16 protein-coding genes are annotated in these 19,612 nt (G+C 71.0%); 1 reads left to right on the top strand and 15 read right to left on the bottom strand.

Annotated elements, in window-relative coordinates:
- Nucleotides 1-53: 53 nt before the first annotated feature.
- The 15 genes from ACFULQ_RS43375 to ACFULQ_RS43305 form a co-directional block, all read right to left on the bottom strand.
- Nucleotides 54-512: a nuclear transport factor 2 family protein gene (locus ACFULQ_RS43375; protein WP_383555682.1), complete on the bottom strand. Its 459-nt coding sequence runs from the start codon at nucleotides 510-512 to the stop codon at nucleotides 54-56.
- A gap of 115 nt (nucleotides 513-627) precedes the next feature.
- Nucleotides 628-3,693, bottom strand: coding sequence for a glycoside hydrolase family 2 TIM barrel-domain containing protein (locus ACFULQ_RS43370; RefSeq protein ID WP_383555679.1), 3,066 nt, complete (start codon nucleotides 3,691-3,693; stop codon nucleotides 628-630).
- A 206-nt stretch (nucleotides 3,694-3,899) separates the two neighbouring features.
- Complete coding sequence (locus ACFULQ_RS43365) at nucleotides 3,900-4,646, bottom strand: FadR/GntR family transcriptional regulator (protein ID WP_383555676.1); 747 nt, start codon at nucleotides 4,644-4,646, stop codon at nucleotides 3,900-3,902.
- A gap of 23 nt (nucleotides 4,647-4,669) precedes the next feature.
- On the bottom strand, nucleotides 4,670-5,650 hold the full coding sequence (locus tag ACFULQ_RS43360; protein WP_383555674.1) for an aldo/keto reductase: 981 nt from the start codon (nucleotides 5,648-5,650) through the stop codon (nucleotides 4,670-4,672).
- A 36-nt stretch (nucleotides 5,651-5,686) separates the two neighbouring features.
- Entirely contained in the window at nucleotides 5,687-6,724 is a 1,038-nt protein-coding gene (locus ACFULQ_RS43355) for a sugar kinase (protein WP_361279332.1), read from the bottom strand.
- Nucleotides 6,721-7,350: a bifunctional 4-hydroxy-2-oxoglutarate aldolase/2-dehydro-3-deoxy-phosphogluconate aldolase gene (locus ACFULQ_RS43350; protein WP_383555671.1), complete on the bottom strand. Its 630-nt coding sequence runs from the start codon at nucleotides 7,348-7,350 to the stop codon at nucleotides 6,721-6,723. Before ACFULQ_RS43350 ends, ACFULQ_RS43355 begins: the two co-directional genes overlap by 4 nt.
- Nucleotides 7,347-8,108 carry an SDR family oxidoreductase gene (locus ACFULQ_RS43345; protein WP_383555668.1) on the bottom strand — a complete coding sequence of 254 codons (762 nt, stop codon included), beginning with the start codon at nucleotides 8,106-8,108 and terminating at the stop codon, nucleotides 7,347-7,349. Before ACFULQ_RS43345 ends, ACFULQ_RS43350 begins: the two co-directional genes overlap by 4 nt.
- Nucleotides 8,105-9,145: a zinc-binding dehydrogenase gene (locus ACFULQ_RS43340; protein WP_383555665.1), complete on the bottom strand. Its 1,041-nt coding sequence runs from the start codon at nucleotides 9,143-9,145 to the stop codon at nucleotides 8,105-8,107. Before ACFULQ_RS43340 ends, ACFULQ_RS43345 begins: the two co-directional genes overlap by 4 nt.
- Nucleotides 9,142-9,579: an RbsD/FucU domain-containing protein gene (locus tag ACFULQ_RS43335; RefSeq protein WP_361279340.1), complete on the bottom strand. Its 438-nt coding sequence runs from the start codon at nucleotides 9,577-9,579 to the stop codon at nucleotides 9,142-9,144. Before ACFULQ_RS43335 ends, ACFULQ_RS43340 begins: the two co-directional genes overlap by 4 nt.
- Nucleotides 9,570-10,472: an amidohydrolase family protein gene (locus ACFULQ_RS43330; protein ID WP_383555662.1), complete on the bottom strand. Its 903-nt coding sequence runs from the start codon at nucleotides 10,470-10,472 to the stop codon at nucleotides 9,570-9,572. Before ACFULQ_RS43330 ends, ACFULQ_RS43335 begins: the two co-directional genes overlap by 10 nt.
- Complete coding sequence (locus ACFULQ_RS43325) at nucleotides 10,465-11,790, bottom strand: L-fuconate dehydratase (RefSeq protein ID WP_383555659.1); 1,326 nt, start codon at nucleotides 11,788-11,790, stop codon at nucleotides 10,465-10,467. The genes ACFULQ_RS43330 and ACFULQ_RS43325 overlap by 8 nt, the downstream gene beginning before the upstream one ends.
- A 95-nt stretch (nucleotides 11,791-11,885) precedes the next feature.
- Nucleotides 11,886-12,926: an ABC transporter permease gene (locus tag ACFULQ_RS43320; protein WP_383555657.1), complete on the bottom strand. Its 1,041-nt coding sequence runs from the start codon at nucleotides 12,924-12,926 to the stop codon at nucleotides 11,886-11,888.
- Entirely contained in the window at nucleotides 12,919-14,484 is a 1,566-nt protein-coding gene (locus ACFULQ_RS43315) for a sugar ABC transporter ATP-binding protein (RefSeq protein ID WP_383555654.1), read from the bottom strand. The genes ACFULQ_RS43320 and ACFULQ_RS43315 overlap by 8 nt, the downstream gene beginning before the upstream one ends.
- A 46-nt stretch (nucleotides 14,485-14,530) precedes the next feature.
- Nucleotides 14,531-15,598 (bottom strand): sugar ABC transporter substrate-binding protein, encoded by a 1,068-nt coding sequence (locus tag ACFULQ_RS43310; protein ID WP_383555652.1) that lies wholly within the window; start codon nucleotides 15,596-15,598, stop codon nucleotides 14,531-14,533.
- A gap of 274 nt (nucleotides 15,599-15,872) precedes the next feature.
- A complete protein-coding gene (locus tag ACFULQ_RS43305; protein ID WP_383555649.1) occupies nucleotides 15,873-16,994 on the bottom strand; it encodes a glycoside hydrolase family 36 N-terminal domain-containing protein in 1,122 nt (373 codons plus the stop codon).
- Nucleotides 16,995-17,541: 547 nt separating this feature from the next.
- On the opposite strand from ACFULQ_RS43305, the gene ACFULQ_RS43300 reads away from it, so the two are divergent.
- A complete protein-coding gene (locus tag ACFULQ_RS43300) occupies nucleotides 17,542-19,443 on the top strand; it encodes an alpha-L-fucosidase (RefSeq protein WP_383555684.1) in 1,902 nt (633 codons plus the stop codon).
- Nucleotides 19,444-19,612 lie beyond the last annotated feature (169 nt).

The raw sequence follows: 19,612 nt of genomic DNA, 5'->3' as shown, positions 1-19,612 counted from the left end.
CCGGTGATCCCGGCATCGTAACCGGGGTGCCGCGATCACCGGCTCCGTCCCGCTCAGGGGGCGACGGGGAGCGCGAACGTCCCGGTCGCGGCGGCCTGGCCGCCCAGCTGCGGCTGGTCGAGGTAGAGGTAGCGGAAGTGCCGCCTGGCGAACCGCCAGCCCTCGTCGGTGCGGACGACGGTGTCCTCGTAGACACCGTGCAGGAGCTGGCCGGTGCCGTCCGGGCGAATCCCCTGTTCGGTGAGGTACGTCCGTGCGGTCGCGGTGTCCCCGTCGACGTCCACCGTCGTGCTGTGGATCAGCTGGAGGAACGACGCCCACATCGCCCGCATCCCGGCCTCGAACCCCTTGGCGATCTCCGCGCGGGAACCCTCCAGGGTGAAGTCCAGGGGCGGGTCGATCACCCAGGCCGCCTCGGGCGTCCACAGGCTCTCGAACTGTTCGGCGTCCAGCCGGTTCACCGCGTCGGCGGAACGGGCCACGAGGTCCAGCACATCGTCACGGTCGGTCATCCTGATCAGATCCTCTCCATCATCTTGAGGAGCCCCTCAAGATATGCCCCCACTGTAACTCCAACTTGAGGGTGCCGTTCAAGTTCTCGCGTGGAGTCCCGTGGAGATCTGCGTCTCAGTCCCGGAAACCGTCGAAGACCAGCTCCCAGCTCCAGGCGTACGTGCCCGGCCGGATCCGGAACCGGGGGGCGGTGTCCGGGCCGAGGGCCCCCGTGCCGAGACCCCGGTGTGCGACGTCGAGATGGAGCACGGTCTGCGGACGCGGGGTGAGCTGCCAGACCCGCTCGGCCGACTCCAGGTCCGAGACCCGCTGATGGGAGGCGTTCATCTGGACGGGCCGGTCCGTGCGCAGCCGGAGCCGCCGACCGGCCGCGTCTCCGAGTTCCAGGTCCGTGACCTCGGCACGGCCACCGTTCTCCTGCGGGCGCAGGTACGGCACGGCGAGGTCGGCGACCGCGCTCTCCCAACGGCCGAGCAGGCCGGACGCCCGACGGTCCGGGTAGGTCTCGTGCGGGCCGAGACCGGTCCAGGCGATGCGGTCGAAGCCGGGAAGGGTCTCCAGCACCAGCCCCACCCGGGGCACTTCCTCGAACGCGTCGGGGAGGACGACCTCCTCGTCGAACCGGAACGCGTCACCACCGAGGGCGGTGATGGTCCGCCGGTGCGTGACCACCTGCCCGAACGCCGCCGTGAAGGCCGCCTCCACGGTCGCCGTGCCCGGCCCCTCGGTCACGGACACCAGCTTGCGCTCCGTGCGGAACAGTCCGGTGCGACGCAGCCGGTGGTCGAGTACGCCCGCGGCGTCGTTGTCGGTGAGGGCACGCCACAGCGACAGCTCCGGGGCTGCGCCCAGGCCGGGGTGGTCGAGCATGCCGTCGGTGTCGAGGGGCACGGCCGCCGGAACTCCGGCCCCGGCGGACCCGAGAGCGGAGGAGCGCGGCCGGGAGATCTGGAGTCGGGCCAGTTCGGTGCCGGCCGGTCCCCAGGGGTGATCGTCCGCGGTGGCCACGATCACGGTGACCGCCAGGGCGTCCGTCGCCGTCGCCGCCCGCCGCAGGGTCTCCGGGAGCGCCAGCACTCCCTCCTCGCCCGGTCCGATGACGGGGCAGGACAGCGGAACGGACCGCGACGGTCCGGTGGAGGTCTCCACCTGTGCGGACAGTTCGAGGCCGGTGGTGTCGTTGAAGGCCTGCCGGTTGCGCAGGCGCAGCCGTCCCCGCTGCAGATCCGACCGGGCCCGGTCGGATGCCGCGGCCAGGGCGAGCGGAGCGAACAGGGTCCGGGCCTCGTACAGGGCGGGCTTGGGGGTGAGATCCGGGAAGACCAGGCCGTTGATGCAGGCGAGCCCGTCGTGGGGCTGGTCCCCGAAGTCGCCGCCCGCCCGGTGCCGGCCGTCACGGTCCGGGTCCAGGCCGTGGTCGAGCATCTCCCAGACGAAGCCTCCCTGCAGGCCGGGTGCGCTCTCCAGCAGGCGCCAGACCTCGTCGAAACCGCCGTTGGAATTACCCTGCGCGTACTGGAACTCGCACAGGATGAGCGGGCGGTCCGCGTCCGGGGACGCCGAGTACGCCCGCAGTGCCGCGGGCACCGGATACATCGGGCAGACGATGTCGCTGGCGGCGTGGCCCGCGTACCAGTCGGGCTGGATCGCCGCCTCGTACTGCACCGGCCGCGTCGGGTCGAAGGCGCGCACCCAGGCCGCGGCGGCGTCGTGGGCGGGTCCGTAGCCGCTCTCGTTGCCCAGCGACCAGACGATCACGCTCGGGTGGTTCTTGTCCCTCCGCACCATCCGCGCGACCCGGTCGACGAAGGCCGGCAGGTAACGCAGGTCGTGGGCCAGCGAGGAGGCGTACGCGTGGGCCTCGATGTCCGCCTCGTCGACCACGTAGAACCCGTAGGTGTCGCACAGCTCCAGGAACACGGGGTCGTTGGGGTAGTGCGAGGTGCGGATGGCGTTGACGTTGAACCTCTTGAGCAGGGAGAGTTCCCGCTCCATGCGCTCGCGGCCGACGGTACGACCGGTGTGCGGGTCGGCGTCGTGCCGGTTGACGCCCTGGATCAGCACCCGGCGGCCGTTGACCAGCAGGTCCCGTCCGCGGATCTCCACCCGGCGGAACCCGATGGACAGGGTGGTGCGCTCCGCCACCGTGCCGTCGGGGTCCAGCAGCTCCGCCTCCAGTCCGTAACGGCGCGGGTCCTCCGCGGACCACGGTGCGGCCGGCAGGCCGGACGCGCGCACCACGGCCACGCCCGGAGGCGGCGGGAACAGCACCTGCTGGATCTGGTCCGCGGTGGCGGCCTCCTCCTCTCCGAGGGGCGCCCGCGCCGGGCGCAGGCTCAGCAGGTCGAGGGTGTCCGCGGGGATCATCGGCTGCGGTATCTCGTCCCCGGCCGGGAACGTCGGGGTCATGCCCCGGGGCGGTTCCGCGACCGGCACCGGGATCTCGACCGCGTCGAGCAGACCGGGCACCCGTACGCGCACCCGCCAGCCGTCCGAGAGGTTTCCGGTGTCGGTGGCGACGTGCGTGTCGACGCGCAGCGAGGCACTTCCGGTGCCCGCGTCGAAGTCGGCGACGACGTGCACGTCCTCCAGATAGGTCGGCCCGGTGCTGTACAGGTGGACCGAGCGGGTGATCCCGCCGTGCCACCACTGGTCCTGGTCCTCCACGTAACTGGCGTCGGAGTACTTCACCACGGTCAGCACCAGTTCGTTGCCGTGCTCACGCAACAGCCCGGTGACCTCGAACTCGGCCGCCAGGTGCGAGTCCTTGCTGATACCGACCTCGTGGCCGTTGAGCCGCGCCAGCAGCACGCTCTCCGCCGCGCCGACGTGCAGCACGGTCCGTCGCTCCAGCCACCCCCGCGGCACGTCGAACCGCCTGCGGTGCATCCCCGTCGGATTGGCCGCCGGCGGGTACGGCGGCTCCGCCTCGAAGGGCATCACGATGTTGGTGTAGTGCGGGAGGTCGCCCTTGTCCTGCAGGGTCCAGGCCCCTGGGACGTCGATGGTGTCCCAGGACTCCCCCGGTGCCGCGTCGGGGTGCGGCAGCAGCTGGAACTCCCAGGTTCCGTCCAGGCTCACCCGGTCCGGGTGGTCCAGCGCGTGCGTGGCCAGTCGACCGGTGGCCAGCAGGCCCGGGGAGGCCCAGGCGGCAGCGGGGTGGCGGGGGGCTGTGTTCACTTGGGGTTCCTCGGCTCTGGGCCGGGCCGCATCGTCCCGATGGTGCGGCCGCGGACCGGTCAGGCGCGTGTCGCGGGGTGCCACCCGATGGCGGCCCCTCATCTAAAACCAAGTTTCACTCGGCTTTCAAGGGTCCCCGTAGCCGCCGCATGCGGGACGGCACCGGGCCGTCCGCCGCCGACGGCGAGCCTCGCCGGCCGCGCCGTTCAGGATGCCTTGAGGTCGGCCCCGTCCTCGGCACTCCCTGCGTAGTCCCCCAGGGAAGCGGCCGTACGCAGGTGCTCGCGCAGCCACTCCTCGGTGTTGCTGACATGCAGGAGTGCCGCCGCCTGGCTGAGGGCGAAGTCACGTGCCGAAAGGGCCGCGTAGATCGCCTCGTGCTCCGCGAGGGTCCGCCCGGCGGCCTGGTCGTCGACGAGGCCGCGCCAGATACGCGCGCGGAGAGTGCGGCCGGAGATGCCTTCGAGGAGGGTGAGCAGCGATTCGTTGCCCGTGGCGGAGACGACGGCCCGGTGGAAGGCCGCGTCGTGGGAGTTCAGCCGCTCGACATCCTCACGGGCCTCCCGCATGGCGTCGAGGTGGCGTTTGACCTCGGCCAGACCGTCCTCGGTGATCCGGGTGGCGGCGAGGGCGGTGGCGAGGGGTTCGAGCAGCCGCCGTACCTCCATCAGGTCCAGCAGCGCGCCCTTGTCGCTCTGCATCAGCTCGACCGCTCCCCCGAGCCCTTCGAGGAGCAGGCTCGGCTGGAGGCTGGTGACATAGGTGCCGTCGCCCCGCCGGACCTCCAGCACACGGGCCACGGCGAGCGCTTTGACGGCTTCCCGGGCGAGGTTGCGGGACAGCCCGAGCTGCGCGGACAGCTCCTGCTCGGGCGGCAGTTTGGAGCCCGGGGGCAGCGCTCCGGTCCGGATCAGTTCCCGGATCTGCTCGATTGCCCTGTCGGTGAGAGACATGGCGCACTCCTTCCCTGAGCCTGCTACGCGGGCACATCCGGCCTGATGAGTCCCTGAGCCCGAAGATCGTCCCAGAGCCCCGTGGGGACGCGACGCCGGTGGAGCTCGACGTTTCGCATGACCTGTTCCGGATTCCGCATGCCGAGGGTGACGTTGATGATACTGGGGTGGGTGAACGGGAAGGTCAGCGCGGCGGCGGGGAGGCTCGTCCCGTGCTCCTCGCACACCTCCGCGATGCGCTGTGCCCGGGTGACCAGGTGCGTCGGGGCGTCCTGGTAGTCGTACTTCATGCCCTCGGCGGGGCGGTCCCGGGCGAGGAGTCCGGAGTTGAAGACGCCGACCGCGACGACGCTCCTGCCGTGTTCGTGTGCGGCGGGCAGGACGTCGTCGAGGGCGGACTGGTCGAGGAGGCTGTAGCGGCCGGCGAGCATGACGACGTCGGCGGCGGTCTCGCGCACAAAGCGCGCGAGCATGGCCGACTGGTTCATGCCGGCGCCGATCGCGCCGATCACCCCCTGGTCGCGGAGGTCCGCGAGGGCGGGCATGGCTTCCTCGGCGGCCTGCCTCCAGTGCTCGTCGGGATCGTGCAGATAGACCACGTCCAGCCGGTCGAGGCCGGTCCGCTCCAGGGTGGCCTCGATGGAGCGCAGGACGCCGTCGCGGCTGAAGTCCCACTGCCGGCGCAGGTCGTCGCGGACGACGAAACCCTCGCTGTCGACGCCCCTGGGGCTCTCGTTGGGCACCAGCAGGCGGCCGACCTTGGACGATACGACGTACTCGTCCCGCGGACGGTGGCGCAGGGCCGCGCCCAGTCGCGCCTCCGACAGTCCCAGGCCGTAGTGCGGCGCGGTGTCGAAGTAACGGACACCGGCATGCCAGGCGGCCTCGACCGCCGACGCCGCGTCCTCGGCCGGGGTGACCCGGTACAGGTTGCCGATGACCGAGGCGCCGAAGCCGAGTTCGGTGAGCTCGACCCGGGTGCTCGTGATCTTCCTGCGCTGCAAGGGTTACTCCAGGGTTCGGGTGGTTCGGTGCCCGGCTCAGCGTCGGACGGCCGCGGAGCCTCCGGCCATCAGCGCCTCCACCTCGGCGAGTGAGGCCATGGAGACGTCGCCGGGCGTGGTCATGGTGAGGGCGCCGTGCGCGGTGCCGTAGGCGAGGGCACGCTCCAGGCTCTCCCCTGCGAGCAGACCGTGGATCAGTCCGGCGGCGAATCCGTCGCCGGAGCCGATGCGGTCCAGGACGTGCAGGCCCGGCATCAGGGGGCCGGTGAGGAAACCGGTACCGGGCGACCATGCGGCGGCGGACCAGTCGTTCACCCCCGCCGAGGGCACCGCGCGCAGGGTCGTCGCCAACACCCCGGCCCGCGGGAGGAGTCCGGACACCTCCGCGAGCGCGTCGGGGAGTTCGTCCGCGCCGACGCGCACCGCCCCCGGATGACTCCCCGCGAGGCCCAGGGCGCCCACGACGACGTCGGCGTGCCGGGCAAGCCGTAGATCGACCTCACGGGCCCGGTCGGCGCCGCCCCGGCCCTCCCACACGCTGGGGCGGTAGTTGGGGTCGTACGACACGGTCACCCCATGCCGTCGGGCCGCCGCCATGGCCTCGTCGGCGACGTCCACGGTGGTGTCGGACAGCCCGGCGAAGATCCCCCCGGTGTGGAACCAGCGCACCCCCGCGGAGAAGACGGCGTCCCAGTCGACGTCCCCCTTCCGCAGCTGGGACACCGCCGTGTTCGCCCGGTCGCTGACGCCCAGGGCGCCGCGGATGCCGAAGCCGCGTTCCACGAAGTTCAGGCCGTTGCGCGCGGTACGGCCGATGCCGTCCCCGGGAACCCAGCGGACCAGGGACGTGCCGACGCCGCCCTGCAGGATCAGGTCCTCGACCAGCCGGCCCACCGCGTTGTCGGCCAGCGCGGTCACGACGGCCGTACTGCGCCCGAAGCAGCGGCGCAGTCCCCGGACGACGTTGTACTCGCCGCCGCCCTCCCACACCTGGAAGGAGCGGGCGGTGCGGATCCGGCCCTCACCCGGGTCGAACCGGAGCATCACCTCTCCGAGGGCCACCACGTCGGTCACGGCGCGCTCCTCTCGACCGCCTGCGCGGTCAGCCGCAGGATCTCCGCGTAGTCGCCGCGCTCCAGGAGGGCGACGGGAGCCAGCCAGCTGCCGCCCACGGCGAGGACCGAGGGCTCGGCGAGATAGTCGGCCAGCCGGTCGACGCCGATGCCGCCGGTCGGCACGAACCGCGCCTGCGGGAACGGCGCGGCGAGGGCCCGAAGGGTGTCCGGACCGCCGAGCGGTTCGGCCGGGAACAGCTTCACCGTGTCGAGCCCGGCCCGCAGGGCCCGCATCAGCTCGGTCGCGGTGGCGACACCCGGGACGACGGGCACCTCCAACTCCCGGCATTTCGCGACGACTTCCTCGTCGAACCCGGGTGAGACGACGAACCGGGCACCGGCCGCGACCGCGCGTTCCGCCTGCTCGGCGGTGAGGACCGTGCCGGCGCCGACGGTCAGCCCGCCGTGCGCCGCCATCGCCTTCACGACCTGCTCGGCGGCATCGGTGCGGAACGTGACCTCGGCGCACCGGGCCCCGCCCTCGGCGAGCGCGGCGGCGAGCGGGGTGGCTGTCATGGCGGAGGGAACGGTCAGCACCGGCAGGACTCTGGTACCGGCCAGGAGTGATGTGAGGGGTGTGGTCATCGGCCGAGCCATCCGCCGTCGACGGGCAGGATGGTGCCGTGGACGTAGGCGGCGGCGTCGGAGGCGAGGAAGACGGTGGCGCCGGCGAGGTCATCGGCGCTGCCCCAGCGGCCGGCCGGGATCCGGTCCAGGATCGCCTGGCTGCGGGCCGGGTCGGCGCGCAGGGCCTCGGTGTTGTCGGTGGCGATGTAGCCGGGGGCGATCGCGTTGACGTTGACGCCGTGCGGGGCCCACTCGTTGGCCAGCGCCTTGGTCAGGCCCGCGATGCCGTGCTTGGCGGCGGTGTAGCCGGGCACGGTGATCCCACCCTGGTAGCTGAGCAGCGAGGCGGTGAAGACGACCTTGCCCCGGCCCCGGGCCACCATCGTGGCCCCGACCGCGCGGGTGAGCGCGAACTGGGCGGTCAGGTTGACCTGGAGGACCAGGTCCCAGTCCGCGTCGGAGTGCTCGGCGGCCGGGGTGCGCCGGATCGTGCCCGCGTTGTTGACCAGGATGTCCACCGGCCGTTCCCGCGCGGCGAGATCCGCGCCCAGGGCCCTCACCGCATCCGGGTCGGCGAAGTCGGTGCGGATCGCCTCGAAGTCGCGCCCGGCGGCGGTGACGTCCTTCTCCACGTCGCTGCCGGTCGCCTCCAGGTTCGCGCTCACCCCGATGACGTCCGCGCCCGCCTCCGCGAGCGCGCGGGCCATCGCCCGGCCGATACCACGCCGCGCCCCGGTGACCACCGCGAGCTTCCCGGTCAGATCGAACAGGCTCATGCCCGGGCCTCCTGAGGGGTGCCGCAGTCGACAAGAATCTTCATCACGTCTCCGCCGCCCTCCAGCGCCTCGAACGCCGCCGGCGCCTCCGGCAGCGGCACCACCTTGCTGATCAACCGGTCGGCCGGGATCGTGCCGTCCGCGACCAGAGCGACCGCCCTCTCGAAATCGCCGCGGTCGTACAACCGCGCCCCGACCAAGGTCAGTTCACGCCAGAAGAACCGGTGCAGGTTCACCTCACGCGGCCTTGGATGGATGGCGACCAGGCACAACCGGCCCCGCACCCCCAGCACGTCGACCGCGGTCTCCACCCCGCCCGCCGCGCCGGACACCTCGAAGGCGACGTCCGCGCCCGCGTCCCCGGTCCACTCCCGGACCAGTTCGGGCACGTCGACCGCGGCCGGGTCCCACACGGCCAGCCCCAGTTCCTCCGCCAGCACACGCCGATGCGCGCTCAGCTCCACCACCCGCACGTCGGCACCCCTGCCCCGCGCGACCAGCGCGATCAGCACACCGACCGGACCACCGCCCACCACGACGACCTTCTCGCCCTCCCGCACCTGCGCGCGGCCCACGTCGTGCACGGCGACGGCCGTGGGCTCGACGAGCGCGGCCCGGTCCAGCGGCAGATCTCCCGGCAGCCGCACCAGGGTGGACGCCGGCACCGTCCAGCGCTGCTGCATCGCACCCGGCGAATCGATCCCGATGAAGTCCAGGTGCTGGCAGATGTGCTGGTGCCCTGCCCGGCAGGCGGGGCAGGAATCGTCCCAGCGCAAGGGCATCACCGTCACCGGGTCGCCCGGCTGCCAGCCCTCCACGCCCTCCCCGACCGCCACGATCCGGCCCGCCATCTCATGCCCCAGCACCGCGGGCGCACCCACCCGCGCGTCCATGTCCCCGTGGAAGATGTGCAGATCCGTCCCGCAGATCCCCACGTACGCCGGAGCCAGCACCACCTCCCCCCGGCCCGGCGGCGCCTCCTCCACCGCCGTCGTGTCCAACACACGAGCGGAGACATAACGAACAGCGAGAGTCATCGTGAAGTCAGGGTCCCTTCCGCGCGGACGCCGATGGTCAGCAGCAGGTTGGCGTAGGTACGGGTGTCGGCGGTGACGATCGCCAGCGCCAGGTCGGGCGAGCGGGCGGCGTCGTAGAACGCGAAGCGGCCGAGCGTCTCGACCGGTACGGGCGCGAGCCGGGAGCGGTACTCCGCGATCGCGGGCGGCTCGGGTTCGCCCTCCGGCGGCACCATCACATGGGCCGACTCGACGGGCAGCGCACGCAACAGAACGTCGAGGACGCTGGTGACGTCGAGGAGCCCGGGGGCGAGGTTGAGATGCACGGTCCTGGCGCGCTCGCCGGTGGCGGTGCTCGCCGGGTAGTGACCGTCGGCTAGCAGGACACGGGCGCCGTGGCCGGCGCCGGCGAGGGCTTCGAGGATGCCGGGGTGCAGCAGTTCGGTCAGGAGCACGCGGCCGTCCCCTCGGTCCGGTGTGCGGGAAGGCAGTAGAAGGAGGCGGCCGTACCTGCGAGTACCGCCTCGGTCTCGCTTGCGGAGCAGTCGTGGAGAAGTTCCTCGACCGTCCCCGCCCAGCGGTTCCAGCCGCCGGCGAGGTCGCAGACCGGCCAGTCCGAGCCGAACATCAGCCGGTCCGGGCCGAAGGCCGACAGCAGTACGTCCCACGCCGGCCGGATGTCGTCGAGCGTCCACGTGTCGTGGTCGGCCTCGGTGACCAGACCCGAGACCTTGCACCGCACCTGCGGGTGGCCGGCCAGTTCTCCCACCTGCCGTGCCCAGTCCTTCAGTTCGCCGGTGACGAGGTCCGGCTTTCCGGCGTGGTCCAGGACCAGCTCCAGTTGGGGGAACCGCTCGGCCAGGCGGATCGCCTGCGGGAACTGGTGGCTGCGGATCAGCACGTCGTAACCGAGGCCGCGTTCCTGGACCGCGCGCAACCCCCGCTCCACGGAGGGTTGTTGCAGCCACGCAGGGTCCGGCTCGCCCTGCACGAGGTGGCGCAGGGCCCGCAGGTGACCGCCGCCGGGCCCGCCCCGCAGTTCGTCGAGTACGTCTCCGATCGTCGGGGAGGTCAGGTCCGCCCAGCCGACGACGGCGGCGACCAGCGGGTCCCCGTCGGCCAGGGTGAGCAGTTCACGGGTCTCGGGCAACGATGTCACGCACTGGACGACCACCGTGCCCGTCAGCCGGCGGCCCGCGATCGGCCGGGTGGCCGCCGCGCGCAGGTCGGCGGGGCCGAACGAGCGGCGGATCGGCTCGTGTCCGGGCTCGTCGAGCCAGGGCTGGGGGCGGCGGTCGAGGTCCCACAGATGGTGGTGGGCGTCGACCAGGGGCAGCGGCTCAGACACGGGCGGACCAGACCGGGCCGTCGGGGTAGGCGTACTCCTTGAGGGACGCCTGGTGCATCTGGGCGCTCAGGCCCGGGAGTTCGGGCGCCAGGTAGTTGCCGCGGGCGATGCGGACGGGATCGACGAAGTGCTCGTGGAGATGGTCGACGTACTCGATGACCCGGTCCTCGGTGGTCCCGGTGACCGCGACGTAGTCGAACATCGACAGGTGCTGGACCATCTCGCACAGGCCGACGCCGCCGGCGTGCGGGCAGACCGGGACGCCGAACTTGGCGGCGAGCAGCAGGATCGCGATGTTCTCGTTGACGCCGCCGACCCGGGCGGAGTCGATCTGCACGATGTCCACCGCGCCGGCCTGCAACAGCTGCTTGAAGACGACCCGGTTGGCGATGTGCTCGCCGGTGGCGACCTTGATGGGCGCGAGGGCCTTGCGGACCTCCGCGTGGCCGAGGATGTCGTCCGGGGAGGTGGGCTCCTCGATCCAGTACGGGTCGTAGGGGGCCAGCGCGCGCATCCAGTCGATGGCGGGCTGGACGTCCCATCTCTGGTTGGCGTCCACGGCGATGCGGATGTCCGCGCCGACGGTCTCGCGGGCGGTGCGCATGCGCCGGATGTCGTCCTCCAGATCGGCGCCGACCTTCAGCTTGATCTGGGTGAAGCCGTCGGCGACGGCCTCGCGGGCGAGGCGGGACAGCTTCTCGTCGGAGTAGCCGAGCCAGCCGGGGGTGGTGGTGTAGGCGGGATAGCCGTGGTCCAGCAGGTGGGTGACGCGCTCCTCGCGGCCGGGTTCGGCGCGGCGCAGGATGTCCAGGGCGTCCTCGGGGGTGAGGGCGTCGGACAGCCAGCGGAAGTCGACCTGGGCGACCAGCTCCTCGGGCGTCATCTCGGCGAGGAACCGCCACACGGGCTTGCCGGCCCGCTTGGCGGCCAGGTCCCAGGCGGCGTTGACGACGGCGCCGGTCGCCATGTGGATGGCGCCCTTCTCCGGTCCCAGCCAGCGCAGTTGGGGGTCGTGCACGAGGGAGCGGGCGAAGGCGCCGAGGTCGGCGCAGACCTCCTCCACCGACCGACCCACGACGTGCGGGGCGAGGGTGGCGATGGCTGCGGCCTGCGCGTCGTTGCCGCGGCCGGTGGTGAACGCCAGGGCGTGGCCCTCCAGTCCGTCGCCGGCGTCGGTACGCAGGACGACGTAGGCGGCCGAGTAGTCGGGCTCGGGGTTCATCGCGTCGGACCCGTCCAGGTGCTCGGACGTCGGGAAGCGCACGTCGAGCACGTCCAGGGCGGTGATGCGGGCGGATGCGGGCACGGCAGGCGTCATGGTGAGAACTCCTGTGAGGGTCGGTCGGGCACGCGGCCCTTCGCGACGGGCAGTACTGAGTGGTGATAGGCGTTCCGGCGCCGTTGCCGGTCGGTTCAGTCCTGGACCTTGCCGCCCGTGATACGCGAGATGCACAGGGCGACCAGGATGATCAGGCCGTTGAGGGCTCCGATCCACTGGGCGGGGACGCCCGCCAGGGTGAGCACGTTCTGGATCATGAAGAGCAGCAGGATGCCGGTGAAGGCGCCGAACATGGTGCCCTTGCCGCCGTTGAGGCTGATCCCACCGATGACGGCGGCGGCGAAGACGGTGAAGATGTAGCCGTTGCCCTGGGCGGAGGCGACCGAGGCCAGCCGTCCGGACAGCAGCAGTCCGGCGAGGGCGGCGAGCAGGCTCCCGGTGATGATGACGATGGCCAGCACCCGGTCGGTGCGGATGCCGGCGGCCTTCGCGGCGTCGACGTTGCCGCCGATGGCGTACAGGGAGCGGCCGAAGCTGGTCCAGCCGAGGACGACGATCGCGACGGCGAACAGCACCAGGCAGACCCAGATGGAGGCGGGCATGCCGAACCATTCGGCGGTGCCGAGGTAGAGCATCGACTCGGGCAGTTGGAAGAAGGTCTGGCCGCCCGAGATGCCGGTGAGGATGCCGCGCAGGACGATCAGCATGCCGAGGGTGACGATGAAGCCGTTGAGGCCGAACCGGATGATCAGCAGCGCGTTGACCACACCGATCAGTACGCCCACCGCGAGCGTGACGGGGATCGCCCAGGCACCCGGGAGCAGGCCGAGGCCGTGTCCGGCGCCGGTGGGCACCACCAGCCAGGCCGCGACGCCGGGCGCGAGGCCCATCGTCGACTCCAGCGACAGGTCCATCTTCTTGACGATCAGGATCATCGTCTGGGCGAGGACCAGCAGGGCGATCTCGGACATGGTCTGCAGGACGTTGATCAGGTTGTCCGTCTGCAGGAAGATCGGGTTGACGATCTGGCCGACGATCGCGATCACGACGATGGCGGGGACCAGGGCGAGGTCGCGCAGCCGGGCGAGGGGGACGCGTCCACCGAGCAGCGCGCGCCGCCCGGGCTGTTCCCCCGTCTCGGGCGCGGGGGTCTCCGCGAGGGCGGTTTCAGGCATCGAGGTCCACTCCTTCCATCGCGGCGACGAGGTCGTGGTCGTGCCAGCCGCGGGCGATCTCTGTCGTCATCCGGCCCTGGAACATCACCAGGACCCGGTCGCACATGCGCAGGTCGTCGAGTTCGTCGGAGGCGATGAGCACTCCGGTGCCGGCGTCCGCGGTCTCCTCGACCTTGCCCAGGAGAAACTCCTTGGACCGCACGTCCACGCCCGCCGTCGGGTTGATCAGGACCAGCAGCCGGGGGTCGTCGGCGAGGGCGCGCGCCATGACGACCTTCTGCTGGTTGCCCCCGGAGAGTGAGGAGACGGGGAGTTCCGGTCCGGGCGTCTTGATCGCCAGCTTCTCGATCATGTCCCCGGCGAGCCGGTCCCGGCGGGCCCTGCTCAGCAGGCCGCGCTGCGCGATACGGCCGGGCACCGACAGGGTGGCGTTGTCCGCGATCGACATGTCGGGGACGAAGCCCTGGTGGTGCCGGTCCTGCGGGACGAACCCGGCGCCGGCGGCGAGCGCGGCCGGGACACTGCCCGGCCGGGGCCGGTTCCCGGCGATCTCCAGCTCGCCGGACCCGGCGGCCCGCAGTCCTACGACGGTCTCGGCGACCTCCGTACGACCGCTGCCCGCGGCGCCCGCGAGCCCCACGATCTCACCGGCGCCCACGGTGAAGCTGATGTCCTCGAACACGCCCTCGCTGCCCAGGGCGCGCACGTCCAGGGCGGCCCCGGCGGCGGTGTCGGGACGGCCCGCCCGCTCCGGACGGTCGGACCCGGCGGCCTCACCGGTCATGGCGGCGACCAGTTCGGTCCGCGGCAGCTCGGCGACCGGGGCGGTCAGGATGTGCCGGGCGTCGCGGAACACCGTCACCATGTCGCAGATCTCGTAGATCTCCTGGAGGTGATGGCTGATGAACAGGAAGGTGACGCCCTGCCGTTGCAGATCGCGGATCCGGTCGAAGAGCCGGTTGATGGCGGCGGCGTCGAGCTGGGCCGTCGGCTCGTCGAGGATGATGAACCGGGCCCCGAAGGACAGTGCCCGAGCGATTTCGACGAACTGCCGCTGTTCCACGCTCAGATCGCCGGCCATGGTCTGCGGGGAGACGTTCACCGACCAGGTCGACAGCAGGTCCTGGGCCCGGCTGCGCATTGCCTGCCAGCTGATCAGGCGGCTGCGCCCGCTCTGATGGCGGTTGAGGAAGAGGTTCTCGGCCACGGTCAGTGTGGGGATGATCGTCGACTTCTGATAGACGCAGGCCACGCGCTGCCGCCAGGCGTCCCGGTCGGCGAGCCGGGGGGTCGGCTCGCCCCCGAAGGTGACCGTGCCCTCGTCCGGGGCCTGCAGACCGGTGAGGACCGACACCAGGGTCGACTTTCCGGCTCCGTTGCGGCCGACCAGGGCGTGGGTCTCGCCCGGCCGGACGGTGATCCGGGCGTCGCGCAGGGCCACCGTCGGACCGAATCGTTTGACAATGCCCGTCGCCTCGACGACGGGCGGGGCTGCGGGGGCCCGCCCGTCGTCAGCCGGGGCGGGCGCGGGGGTGACTGCTCGCTCCCCGTCGCTCATCTCAACCGCCTTGAAATCGTGAGCTGTTGGCTTTTCCGACGGACCATCAATCGAGGTTGTTGCCCCACAGCGACTTGTCGTCGCTCTTCACGCTGGGCACACCGCCGTAGGTACCGCCGTCGGCGGTGACCAGCGGCGCGGACAGCTGGTCCTCCAGCAGACCCTCACGGACCTGGATGATGGTGCTGTCGTGGTCGGTCTTGCCCGGCTTGAAGGTCTTCCCGTCGATCGCGGCCTTCAGGTAGTAGAGGGCGTACTTGGCGTAGAGGTCGGCCGGCTGCGAGACGGTGGCGTCGATCTTGCCCTCGGCTATGGACTTGAGCTCCTCGGGGATGCCGTCGTTGGAGACGACGTACACGTGCTTCTTGTCCGAGGGGTCGACCAGCAGGCCCTTCTGCTTGAGGACCTGGAGGGTGCCGGCCAGGGCGAAGCTGGACTGCATGTAGACGCCCTTGATGTCCGGGTTGGCGGTCAGGTCGGTCTGGAGCTTCTGCGCGGCGACGGCGCCGTCCCAGTTGGTGGCCTCACCGAACACCTTGATGTCCGGATAGTTCTTCTTCATGCACTCGTTGAACGCCTCGGTGCGGTCACGGCCGTTGATGGAGTCCAGGCCGCCCTGGAGCATCACGACCTTGCCCTTGCCGCCGAGCTTGGTGCCCAGGTACTGACACGCCTTCTCGCCGTACGCGCGGTTGTCCGCCCGCACCACCATGAACACCTTGCCGCTGTCGGGGCGGGTGTCGACGGTGACGACGGGGATCTTCTTCGCCTCCAGCTGCGACAGGGTCGGCGCGATGGCGGCGGTGTCCTGCGGGGCCATCGCGATGCCCTTGACGCCCTGACTGATGAACGTCTGCGCGTTCGACGTCAGCTTGGCGACGTCGTTCTGCGAGTTGGTGGTCTTCAGGGAGAGACCGAGCTCCTTGGCGTACTCCGGCGTGTACTTGATGTACGAGTTCCAGAAGTCGGTGTCGGAGCGCGGGTAGTCGACGCCCACCAGCGGCTTGTCGCTCGTCGTCGACCCGGAGTCGGAGCTGGAGCTGCAGGCGCTGAGCAGGGCCAGAGCCGAGCAGGCCGATACCGCGGAGAAGAGAGCAGTTCTGAGTCTCGTCATTGTTCCTCGCACTGATCCGGCGGGTGACTGTTTCCCCCGATAGATGGGATGTCTTTATAGACAGAGCCCGACCGGGCTGTCCATACCCCTGACGCAGAAACTCGAAATCCGCTGGTAACAGAGTGGACTCGAAGACTGACCTCTCGCCCCAGAACCTGGAATCAATCCCATCAATGTCGATGTCCACTGGACGGATCACACCGTCGGAAGGGGCGGGGGCCGCAGGTCGCGGCAGCCCCCGCCCCTTCCGGCGGTCGATGCGACAGGACCGGAATCAGCCCTGCTCACGCACCAGATGGACGAGCGCGGAGGCGTAGTCGTCGGCGTCCAGGTCCAACGGCAGTCCCTGGCTGAGCAGGACCGCGCCGTGGTGGACGGCACCGGTGAGCGCGTCCCGGTAGCGGGCGGCCGGATCGAGCGACCGCAGCGGCAGCGGACGGTCGTGGTGACCGAAGCGCCGCGCCCGGCGCAGGACGATACCGCGGTCTCGCGACCGTCCGGCGCGAGGTACTGCAGGGCGCTCAGCTCGCCGTCGCCGTCGGGCCGCAGCCGGTAATGCTCGCCCCGCCGCACCAGCCGGCGTACACGCTTGTAGGCTGCCACGTGCTCCGCGGCCCGCGCCAGTTCGCCCTCGTCCCAGCGGTTGAGGTCGCCGCCGCCCAGCACTCCGGCCGTGGCGACACGGAAACGGAAGTCCAGGGGCAGTCGCCGTCCCGGGTACGGATTGGTGTCGGTCGCCCAGGCGCCCATCACCCGCGCGGGGTGGACCTGCGCCCGCCCGCAGTTCCCACGTCACCCGGTCGTGCCCGAACCCGGCCGCCAGGGTGCCGCGCCCGAAGGGCAGTCGCTGTGCGGTCAGCTTCCAAGTGCCGCTCCAGGCCAGCGCGCAGCACCAGACGGCGCCATGGTCCTCGCCGGCCCGCCCGTCGTCGATCATGGCCCAGGGGTTGGCCTGGTGACCGGTGGTACCACGGCGGCTGATGAAGACCGTCTCGCCGCAGGACAGCGGCGTCCGGTTGAGCTGTGTCTCGGCGGACCACTGTCCGTAGGACTGACTGAGCCAGTACTCGCCGAGCACGGGCAGCATCCAGGTGGCGGAGTCGGCCCTGGCGGCGGTGACCGGTCCGTCGGCCTCGGTGCCGGAGTGCCGCAGCACGAGGTGGCGCTCCATCACATCGGAGTGCGCGCGCAGGCGGTAGTGGGTCTCCACGGTGAGCGAGCAGTGCCGGTCGTCGAACCGCAGCGCCAGCGTGACGCTGCCGTCCGGGTGTTCCGCCGTCTCGGCACCGGCGAGGACCGGCTCCAGGTCGCGTACTCCGTCGGCGAACCGGACCTGCACCGCCGCGTGGGCATACCGCATCTCGCCGGCCGTGTCGGCGCTCTGGCCGCCCCGCACGGAACAGAATGGTGTCCGCGGTGAGGACGGTCACCGAACGCACCACTCCCCCGGCCAGCGCCCTGGCCAGCCGGTCGGGCCGGTAGCCCAGCGCCCCGATCACTCCAGGACCTGCTCCCGAGTGGCCGGTTCACCCTCGGCCTGCTGTTGATCACACGGGACACGGTCCGGTGGGAGACTCCGGCGGCCTTGGCCATGTCGAAGATGCCGACCGCCCTCTCCGGGCCGGCCCCACTCCCCGGTGAGGTCTCCGCGCCCTGCCGGGACGCTGACTCCGCTGGTCCACGGGCACAGTGTTATCGCTAACGCTTGCCGGTCAAGCCGGGAATGAGCGAGGTACAGGTCATACATGTGATGTCCATGGGAGACACTGGGCGGAAATTTCCGTTTTTGCTCCGCCAACCTCTTTGTTTCCAGCGACTATTCATCCCTGCACGAGGGTTGACCTGTCTGACACACGGATGAGATTCATAGGTCACATCAGCCCCCCCGTCCCCTGATGCACCGGGAGTGAATCGTGTCCGGAAGTCTGTCCCGCCGCCGACTCATGGGCGCCGCGGGTGCCGCCGTGGCCGCCTCCGCGCTGCCCGTCGTACCCGGCCTCGACGCACTGAGCCGGGCCGCCGCGGCCACCCCGCAGGACAAGCTGAGCAAGCTGGCGGACCTGCGGTTCGGCATGTTCAACCACTTCAACCTGGGCACCTTCACCGACGAGGAGTGGGCGGCCCCGCACCAGGACCCCGCACTGTTCGCCCCGACCGCCGTCGACTGCGCCCAGTGGGCCGCCGCCGCGGCCGCCGCGAAGATGAGCTACGGCGTGCTCACCACCAAGCACCACGACGGCTTCGCCCTGTGGCCCACCGCCTACGACACCCAGAACGTCACCCACAGCGGCTATCCGCACGACATCGTCGACCAGTACGTCACGGCGTTCCGCGCCAAGGGCCTCAAGATCGGCCTCTACTTCTCCATCTGGGACCGCACCCACACCGTCGAGGCCTACGACACCCGCCACGGCGTCGGCACCAAGGAAGCCATCCAACCCGCCGACCTCACCCTCATCCTCGGTCAGATCACCGAACTCCTCACCAACTACGGCACCATCGACATGTTCGTCACCGACGGCTACGCCTGGCAGATGGGCCAGCAGGCCGTCTCCTACCAGCGCATCCGCGAGCACGTACTGTCCCTCCAGCCGGACATCGTGATGATCGACCATGGAGCGCTGTCGGTGCCGTTCCTCGGTGACGCCATCTACTTCGAGGAACCCCTCGGGGTCACCTCGCCCGCCGGGAACACCTACGCGTCACTGCAGGGGCAGACGATCAGCGACGGCTGGTTCTGGCACCCCAGCACACCCACGACCGACCCGATGAGCAAGGCGTCGATCCTGTCCCACCTGGCCGACCTCGAACCCAAGTACACCTCGTTCATCCTCAACTGCCCGCCCAACCGCGACGGCCGCCTCGACACCAACATCGTCACCCGCCTCGCCGAGGTCGGCGCCGCCTGGAGCCCCAACACCTCCCGCGCCGCCCTGCCGACCCAGCCCCTGCGTGTCGAACACCCTGTCAACGCCGTGAACGCCTACGCCACCGCCTTCCACACCGGCGAAGGCCCTCTCAACGCCATCGACGGACTCAGCGACAAGGGCTTCGAGACCTGCTGGTCCACCTGGAGCCTGGCCCTCCCTCAGTCGATCACCATCGACCTCGGCGGCGTCTGGAGCGGCGTCTCGTGCCTGGAGTATCTGCCCAAGCAGTGGAACCGCAACAACTCCACCGACGGTGACATCACCTCCTGCACCATCTCCACCAGCACCGACGGCACCACCTTCACCCAGGTCGCCACCCCCACCTGGAACGGCGACCGCACCCTCAAGTTCGCGGAATGGACCGCCCGCGACGTCGGATACGTCCGCATCAAGGTCAACACCGCCACCGGCGACTACGCCAACATCGGCAACCTCCGCATCGGCGGACGCACCACCACACCCGCGCTGCGCTCCCGCGTCCTGCCCGGCGACAGCACCGTCTACCGCCTCACCGCCCGCCACAGCGGCAAGAGCGCGGACGTCTCCGGCGCGGGCACCGCCAACGGCACCGCCGTCCTGCAGTGGCCCTGGAAGAACACCGCCAACCAGAAGTGGACCTTCGCCGGCACGGGCGACGGCTACTTCGAGATCCGCGGCGCCGGCAGTGGCAAACTCCTCGAGATCGGCGGCCTCTCCCGCGCCGAAGCCGCCGCCGCCGGCATCTGGAGCGACGACGACGTACCCCAGCAGCACTGGGCCGTCACCCCCACCGGCGACGGCTACTACCTGCTCACCAACCGCTTCAGCGGACTGGCCCTCGACGTCACCGACGGCTCCACCGCCGACGGCGCCAAACTCGACCAACAGACCTACACGGGCGCCACACGCCAGCAGTGGCAGATCATCGCCCTCTGACACCGTTTCCTCCTCGACCGGGTCTCGCGCCGGAGACCGGTCGTACCTCCCGCACAGCCGATGCCGTGGCCGCCGGGCCCCCCGCTGTCACGCGGGCCCGGGGAGGAAAAACAAAAGCCCGCCCCCCCGGCCCCACCCCATCCGGGAGGGCGGCGGGGGCGTGGGAAAC

This window comes from Streptomyces sp. NPDC057253 (assembly GCF_042669125.1).
Taxonomy (GTDB): Bacteria; Actinomycetota; Actinomycetes; order Streptomycetales; family Streptomycetaceae; genus Streptomyces.
This window is presented reverse-complemented; position numbering and strand designations above follow the sequence as displayed.

Coding starts and splice junctions, on each gene's coding strand:
- ACFULQ_RS43375 (WP_383555682.1), bottom strand. CDS start 512: ATGACCGACCGTGACGATGTGCTGGACCTCGTGGCCCGTTCCGCCGAC.
- ACFULQ_RS43310 (WP_383555652.1), bottom strand. CDS start 15,598: ATGACGAGACTCAGAACTGCTCTCTTCTCCGCGGTATCGGCCTGCTCG.
- ACFULQ_RS43300 (WP_383555684.1), top strand. CDS start 17,542: ATGGGCGCCGCGGGTGCCGCCGTGGCCGCCTCCGCGCTGCCCGTCGTA.
- ACFULQ_RS43315 (WP_383555654.1), bottom strand. CDS start 14,484: ATGAGCGACGGGGAGCGAGCAGTCACCCCCGCGCCCGCCCCGGCTGAC.
- ACFULQ_RS43325 (WP_383555659.1), bottom strand. CDS start 11,790: ATGACGCCTGCCGTGCCCGCATCCGCCCGCATCACCGCCCTGGACGTG.
- ACFULQ_RS43345 (WP_383555668.1), bottom strand. CDS start 8,108: ATGAGCCTGTTCGATCTGACCGGGAAGCTCGCGGTGGTCACCGGGGCG.
- ACFULQ_RS43320 (WP_383555657.1), bottom strand. CDS start 12,926: ATGCCTGAAACCGCCCTCGCGGAGACCCCCGCGCCCGAGACGGGGGAA.
- ACFULQ_RS43350 (WP_383555671.1), bottom strand. CDS start 7,350: ATGACCACACCCCTCACATCACTCCTGGCCGGTACCAGAGTCCTGCCG.
- ACFULQ_RS43340 (WP_383555665.1), bottom strand. CDS start 9,145: ATGACTCTCGCTGTTCGTTATGTCTCCGCTCGTGTGTTGGACACGACG.
- ACFULQ_RS43365 (WP_383555676.1), bottom strand. CDS start 4,646: ATGTCTCTCACCGACAGGGCAATCGAGCAGATCCGGGAACTGATCCGG.